Here is a 7679-nt window from a genome sequence, read left to right as displayed (position 1 = left end):
GGCAGAGTATTGGGCAAGGCTCTTGTGGTGGCGGTCACTACCACAGAGGTGCTTGATGCTCTGCCTGTTCCTTGTCAAAAAAACCCGCACATGCCGTTATCCAGGCGTCGGATCGCCGTGGGCGAAGGAGATGAAACATCGAACGTACGCACTGCCGAGCCTTGCATTTCGGGCATGGGAAAAGATCTTGTCGGTAGTTTTTTGCTCTTGCTACGCCGTCATCGACGTTTTCTCCGGATACACGGGACGCAGCTCACTGGGGGCAGGCACGATGCTGTCGAGGACGCGCGCGGTGGAGAGCACACCGGGCATGCCGGCTCCGGGATGCGTACCGGCGCCTGTGAAGTACAGGTGGTCGATGTCTTCGCTTTCGTTGTGCGGGCGGAACCAGGCGCTCTGCTGCAAGATCGGCTCGACGCTAAAGGCCGCGCCCTTCAGGCTCTTGTACTCCATCTGAAACTCGCGCGGCGTAAGCATGCGCGAAGTCACAAGGTGCTCGCCCAGGTCAGGCATGATGGTTTCGGCCAGGTAGTTCTCGACCGATTGCCGGTACGGCTCGGCCTGCACGCGCCAGTCTACACCGCTGTCGAGGTGGGGCACCGGACTCAGCACATAGAAGGCGTCGTGCCCCTCGGGCGCCATCGACGGGTCGGTTTTGGTGGGGCGGTGCAGGTAGAGGCTGAAGTCGTCGGCCAGCTCTTGCTTGTTGAAGATGTCGTCGAGCAGGCTCTTGTATCGCTCGCCCATCAGAATGGTGTGGTGCTCGATGTCTTCGTACTGCCGGTCGGTGCCGAAGTACCAGACGAAGAGGCTCATGGAGTACTTCATATTCTCCACGCGCTCGTCGGTCCACGTTTTGCGATCCGACGGGTGGATCATGTGGCGGTAGGTGTATCCGACATCGGCATTCGACACCACGATGTCGGCGTCGATGACTTCGCCGTCGGTGAGCCGCACGCCGCTAGCGCGTCCGCCATCGACCAGAATCTGCTCTACGTCGGCGCCATAGCGCTGCTCCGTGCCGTCGAGGCCATCGATCAGGTTCGACAGGCCGCTCACGAGCGATCCGGTGCCGCCCATAGAATACCACACGCCCCACTTGCGCTCCAAGAACGCGATGAGCGTGTAGATGGAGGTGGTGCTAAACGGATTGCCGCCTACCAGCAGCGGATGGAAGGAGAGCACCTTGCGCACTTTCGGGTGCTTTACGTACTTGGATACGAGGCTGTAGACGGTGCGATGGCTCTCCAGCTTCATCATCGCGGGCACGATCTTGAGCATATCGCTCAAGTTGTGAAACGGCACGTGTCCCAGCTCCTCAAACCCGATCTCGAAGATCTCTTCGCTCTTTTTGAGGAAGCGCCGATAGCCCTCGACATCTGATGGATTGAACTTACGGATCTCGCGCTCCATAACGTCGGAGTCGCCCGAGTAGTCGAAGTGCGTGCCGTCATGAAAGCGGATACGATAAAACGGGTCGACGGGCACCAGCTCTACGTCGTCTTCGAGCGATTTGCCGCAGAGCGACCACAGTTCCTCGAACAGGAAGGGTGCGGTAACTACTGTAGGACCGGCGTCGAAAGTGAAGCCATCCTGCTTGAAGACGCGGGCGCGCCCGCCGGGCTGGTCGAGGCGATCTAAGAGCGTGACGCGATAGCCACGTGCTCCCAGGCGAATGGCGGAAGCGAGCCCGCCCAGCCCGGCGCCGATAACGACGGCGTGCGGGGCGTCTGGGCCAGGCGATACGGGCTGAGTGGACGTGTTGAGTGAGGCATCGTCGCGATGCACGAGGCGGTTCATCCAGGACATAGTTGGGCGCGGCTATGGGGGGAAGGGAAACAAAGAGCGCTCAAGAAAAGATGCTCTTTAGCGATACTATACAGGATGCGAAACGGTATGCTGTTTCATGCAGTTCGGTGCGCCTGCAAGGCAAAGCGTCCAAATGTTGCAATACCTGCCTATGCCGCTGTGTGCGTTTCGATGAGAGAGGACACTGCGCATCCCTTTAGCCCCAATCGTCTACCCCAATGGGCAAACGCTTCGGGCTACCAGAGTGTGAGTGCCATGCCCATGCTGGCTGAAAAGCGAACGCCGTCTCCGGCGGTACCGGTAAGGTCGACGAGGGCGGGGGTGAAGACGAGGGGGATCTGCGTGAAGGGGGTTACCGAGACGCCGAGCGCGAGGTCTTGGCCGGTCCAGTTGGCGATGATGTGCATGCCGGGATGCACGCGAGCGGCTACGCTGCCAAACAGGTTGACGCCGTCTTCGCGCTGCTGGAAGCGGGATTCGGGGAGGAAGCGGTCGTTCCCGACGCCGACGCTTACGACGAGAGCAGAAAGGGCATCATACGGCAGCAGAAGCACGTGCGATGCGACGGCGTACCGGCTGCTTCCGCCGTCGGTGCCGCTGGTATGCCACATGTTTTCATGGCCTACGGCAAGGGCCCAGCGCGTGCCGAACTGGCGGTGAAGCTTCCAGCTAAGCGCCTTGTCTTCTGCAAAATCGGTGTAGGTATCGAGAACGGTGACGGTGACGTCGAGCCCGACCCACCGGGAGGGATCGCCAAGTCCGGCTCCTCCGCTTGCCACGCCGTCTTGCCAGCGCGCATAGCGAATGCGATGCTGAAAGTTAACGCCGCCGTAGATCTGTCCGAGTCGGGCGCCAAAGGCCGTGGGGGTGTTGAGGGTAAGGCCGGGGGCCGACCGGTCGGTTACGCGTTGGGGACGGGGAGGTACGGGGAGGCGAAGCGCTTCGCGGTCGTTTGCTGTGGTTGAGGGCGCGGGTGGGCGGGCTGCAGTGGTGTCGGGCTCTGAAGCAGGTACTGCAGTGGGCACTGCTGAAACGACAGGGGCCGGGGCGAGGGCGACCTGTGGAGCGACTGTGGGCGGCGCATCAAAAAATGGCGTAAGGCCCGCACCCCCCAGCACAGACCCCACACCAAAGAGAAACCAGTAAATAATCATGACAGACGGTGCTGTGATAGGATGCTGTTATGCATGTGCAGTGGATCGGGGGGAGGGTCTGCTAAAGCGTAGACTCAGACAGCATATGCAGCGCGTGGCGTACCGCTACGAATGAGGCCGGTGGAGCAGCCACGAAGTCCTCGCTGGCCGACTCGACAGCTGTGTTGTAGACGGTCAGGCTGTTATAGAGCGCTTCAGGATCAATACGGTCGTTTGCGGTGAGTCCGGCAATAGCGTTGATCAGGGCGTCGGCTTCGGGCTGTGGAAGGCCGTGGGCAAGCCACTCATCCTGAATGGAGGCCTGCTCGGCACGGTCGGCGACCTCGGTTCGAAGTAGCGCATGCATGAGCGGCGCGGCGGCAAAAGCATCGACCACTACAGGAGGCATAGAGCGCGATGCGTCTGGCGTAGATGCCAGGGCGTTCAGCTGAGCGGCGCGGCTGTTGAGCTGATCGCGCGCCTCTGAGGAGCTCCACGGGGCCCCGTCGCCTTGAAAGAGAGCTCCTGCGATGTCGCTCCCGCTGCCGACGCAGTCGCTGCACTGGCTCTGTGCAGCGACGGAGGCGGGAAAGACGAATGCTGCGAGAGCAAACGCTACAAAGAGGGGGAGAAACGTTCGAATAGTCATGGCAGAAACACCGCAGAGCGTGCTCGTGTGGGGAGGTCTGTATGTTGATTCCACACGTAGGGTACCGGATGCTACATTAGGTGGCTACCTGTATTTGGGGCGTCGGTGTATCTATCTTTGGACGATATGCCGGTGCGCCATATCGATCGCCGAAGGGCGCGCGATCGGATTGGGTAAAACCGTATCAGCCTAACGGATGAGGTAGTGCATGTGATATTCACTTGTCATTTTACACACGATTGAGCCGCTCCCAAATATGATAAATGCGGTAAGTATTGTCAGACGTCCGTTTTGGGTAAGCACCGCTCCATTCATGGATTGTCATCTTGAGCGGAGCGAAGCGGAGTCTGACACGAGCGCAGCGACTGATGAGCGTAGCGAATAAAGATCTCCCCCGAAGTGGGTAGGGCCTCCTATGCATCTGGCGGTACCAAGCCCCGAGGAGATGGTTTGAGCGGGTCACGATGATGTAGACCACTTAACATCTTACCGCTACCATAAATGCGACGTTGCGAGAGAGTCCTAATCGTTGCTTGCCTCGGCAGGACTGGGCTCCGTTGCTCGAAACGCTATGCGGTGCTGGTCATCCGATGACGCGCAGGCGGGCGTATTTGAGCTTTAGCTTCTTGTTACCGATGTCGCCGCCAAAGAAAACGACGGCAGTAGCCCGGTCTCCGCTGCCCTCAACAGATTGCACTTTGCCTTCTCCGAACTTGCCGTGTTCGACACGTACGCCGGGCACGATAGCCCCTTCCCCTTCGTCGTAGACGACACGGCGCCCTGAACTGTTTTTCGAGGAACGGCTTGAGGAGTTGCTTACGGTACGCGTGGTGCGTCGCTTCTTCGATTTTGAGGAATTGCCCCGCAGGTTCTGCCGGTAGTAATGCGGGTCCATATCGTCGTAGTTATCGGTGCCTCCGGAGCTGGAGGATGAGAAGCGGTTCTTTTTCTGGCGCAGGCGGCCGCCGCCGGCGGTACTCACTACGCTGCTGTCGATCTCGTCAAGGAAGCGGCTACGGGTGTTGTGCTCCTGCTTCCCATAGCGATACCGGTTGCGAGCCCAGCTCAGGAAGAGCCACTGCTCAGCGCGTGTTACGCCGACGTAGAACAGGCGGCGTTCCTCCTCCAACTCGGTGCGTTCCTGCGTGGCTTTGGCCAGTGGGAAGAGCCCCTCTTCGAGTCCGGTAACAAAAACGACCGGGTATTCGAGTCCCTTCGAGGCATGCAGGGTCATCAGCGTGACCTGGTCGGGGTCGTCGTCTCCGTCGAGGTCGGTAAGCAGGGCGACCTCTTGCAAGAACGTGCTCAGGGTTGCGTTGTCGGAGCTGGCCGTGTATTCAGCAATGCCGTTTACGAGCTCCTGCACGTTCTCCCAGCGACGCAGATTTTCGCGCGTGTGTTCTTTGCGCAGCTCGCTCAGCACGCCCGCGTCCTGGATGAGCTCGCGCGTCAGTTCGTCGACGGGCTCGGTATCCACCTGACCCATGTACTTGGCGATCAGGAAGCGAAACTTGCCAACGGCGTTCTGTGCGCGGGTCGAGAGGGTGTCGATCTGTTCAACCTGTTCGACCGCCTGCCAGAGCGAGATGCTTTGCTCACGGGCGTAGTTGCGCAGACGCTCTTGCGTTTTTGCGCCGATGCCCCGTGTGGGGTAGTTGATGACGCGCTCCAGGCTGGCCCGGTCGTTTGGGTTCACCAGCAGCTTCAGGTAGGCCAGCACATCCTTGATCTCTTTGCGCTGGTAGAACGACACGCCTCCGATGACGCGGTAGGGCACGTTCTCGCGACGCAGCGCCTCCTCTATTGCACGACTCTGCGCGTTGGTGCGGTAGAGCACGGCAAAGTCGCTATAGTTAAGCCCCTCGCGGAGCTGCAGGTCGCGAATCTTCTGCTCGACCTTCTTGGCCTCATCTTTTTCAGAGAGCGCCTCGGTAAGCAGGATTTTCTCCCCCTGGTCGTTGTCTGTCCAGAGCGTCTTCTCGAGCTGATCTTCGTTTTGGTCGATGATCGAATCAGCCAGCTGTAGGATGTTCTCGGTCGAGCGGTAGTTGCGCTCCAGTCGGACGGTTGTTGCGCCGGGATAGTCGCGCTCAAACGACAGGATGTTGCTGATGTCGGCGCCGCGAAATGCGTAGATGCTCTGTGCGTCGTCGCCGACAACGCACAGGTTCTTGTGCTTGCCCGCCAGCTGCTTGGCCAGGACGTACTGCACGTGGTTGGTGTCTTGGTACTCGTCGATGTGCACGTACTGCCAGCGCTCCTGGTAGCGCTCCAGGATATCGGGTTCCTGGTTGAAAAGCGTTACCGGCTTGAGCAGCAGGTCGTCAAAGTCGAGTGCGTTGGCGCGTTTGAGGGCGGCTTCGTAAGCTGGAAACACCTTGGCGGTGGCTTCCTGCAGGCGGCCATGCGCCATGCTGGAGTACTCGTTTGGGCCGACCATCTGGTTCTTGGCGCTGGAGATGGTACGCTGCACCGAGCGGGGCTTCACCTCGTCGGTATTTAGCTGCAGCCGATTCATCTGCTGCTTTATAATTTTCTTGCTGTCGTCGGTGTCGTAGATCGAGAAGTCGCTGGAGTAGCCCAGCGCGTCGATCTCGCGACGCAACAGCCGGGCAAACGAGCTGTGAAAGGTGCCCATCCACATGCCGCGGGTGCGGTCGCCCACCAGGCGCTGCACGCGCTCGCGCATCTCGCGGGCAGCCTTGTTGGTGAATGTGAGCGCAATGATTTCGTGCGGACGGGCTTTGCCGGTGGCAAGCAGGTAGGCAATGCGATGCGTAAGGGTGCGCGTCTTACCCGACCCGGGTCCTGCAATGATCATGACCGGGCCGTCGGTCGCGGTAACAGCAGCACGCTGCTCCTTGTTGAGTCCGCCCAGAATGCGGTCTACGGCGCCGTCGTCCGGTTCGATAGATGAAGGGGAAGGAGACGAAAGTTGGATACGGCGCGCCATATAGAATAATGGGGTACGGGTTACAAGAAGGCACGAGACGGTGAGCGGCCCAGATATCGCGGCTCGGATATCGCGGGCAGCAATACGGCTGGTAGCAATACGGGCTGTGCAGCCGGTTGTGTAATAGACGATGCAACGTTTGAAGCAGCGCTCGAAAGGGCACCATCCAATACGAAATGGGCGCTGCTACGTTCATCGAAGATACTACGATCTACAGACAAATGCACACTGCTGTGATGAGGGTATCTTGCGTGGACGGGCGGTCGAGCGCAAGTTCGCCTGCAGAGCTTTCACTTTCCTGAATGCAAAAAGCCTGCTGCTCCTCACGGAGACAGCAGGCTTTTGCGTGAACACGTTTGTAGCGCTCTTGGGGGCGCACCTTATCTCAAAGCACGTCGCTGAGGGGCGCTTCAACAGACAATGCGAGGTGTTTAGTAGCCACCGCCGTTCATCTCGTCATTGTCGTCCTCCGGGGGAAGAAGCACAGTGTCGATCACGTGGATAACACCGTTTGAGGCTTCGATGTCAGTCTGGATCACCTGAGCGCTATTGGCGCCACTGAGGGTGACGGTTCCGTTGTCAACCATGATGCCGATCGGTGTGCCAAGAACGGTTGGGGCTTCCTCCATTTCAACTACAGACTCCGCGTACGCTTCTGCAGGCACGACATGGTAGGAGAGGATATCCACGAGCTCTTCGATGTTTTCTTCCTGCAGCAGGCGCTCCAGCTCTTCGCCAAGGGCTTCAAAGGCTTCGTCGGTCGGTGCGAGTACGGTGAAGGGACCGTCGCCCTGTAGTGCGGCGTCGAGTCCGGTGGCCTGCAGTGCTTCAACGAGCAGGTTGAAGTCGTCTGCCTCTACGGCGACGTCTACCACAGTCGGACCTTCAGCGGGCTGGCCCATGTCCTGTGCTGTAGCAGGAGCAGCAGCAAACCCGGCAACGAGGAGCAGGCTCGCAGCAAACGTAGAAAAGAGGGACTTCATGAGTGATTGCATGGTGTGAGGGGGTATCCTCGGTGACGACGGGGATATCGACATCCTCGGGATACTCGACGAACAGCGGCCCGTCCGCACTCTCGAAGTTGAACGCCTCGGGTTCGGCCCGTACCAGCGCTACCTCGTCGTCCTCGAGTGGC

General features: G+C 59.6%; 5 protein-coding genes. All 5 read right to left on the bottom strand.

What is annotated here, in order from left to right; translation table 11 throughout:
* Positions 1–210: 210 nt before the first annotated feature.
* On the bottom strand, positions 211–1809 hold the full coding sequence (locus PPP56_RS07940) for a phytoene desaturase (RefSeq protein ID WP_353563506.1): 1599 nt from the start codon (positions 1807–1809) through the stop codon (positions 211–213).
* Between the two features lie 236 nt (positions 1810–2045).
* Entirely contained in the window at positions 2046–2963 is a 918-nt protein-coding gene (locus tag PPP56_RS07935; protein WP_353563505.1) for a hypothetical protein, read from the bottom strand.
* Between the two features lie 61 nt (positions 2964–3024).
* Positions 3025–3591, bottom strand: coding sequence for a hypothetical protein (locus PPP56_RS07930; protein ID WP_353563504.1), 567 nt, complete (start codon positions 3589–3591; stop codon positions 3025–3027).
* Between the two features lie 583 nt (positions 3592–4174).
* Entirely contained in the window at positions 4175–6544 is a 2370-nt protein-coding gene (locus PPP56_RS07925; protein ID WP_353563503.1) for an ATP-dependent helicase, read from the bottom strand.
* Between the two features lie 431 nt (positions 6545–6975).
* On the bottom strand, positions 6976–7527 hold the full coding sequence (locus PPP56_RS07920) for a fasciclin domain-containing protein (RefSeq protein WP_353563502.1): 552 nt from the start codon (positions 7525–7527) through the stop codon (positions 6976–6978).
* Between the last annotated feature and the right edge of the window lie 152 nt (positions 7528–7679).

The sequence above is a fragment of the Longimonas sp. genome, from assembly GCF_040409695.1.
Lineage (GTDB): Bacteria > Bacteroidota > Rhodothermia > Rhodothermales > Salinibacteraceae > Longimonas.
This window is presented reverse-complemented; position numbering and strand designations above follow the sequence as displayed.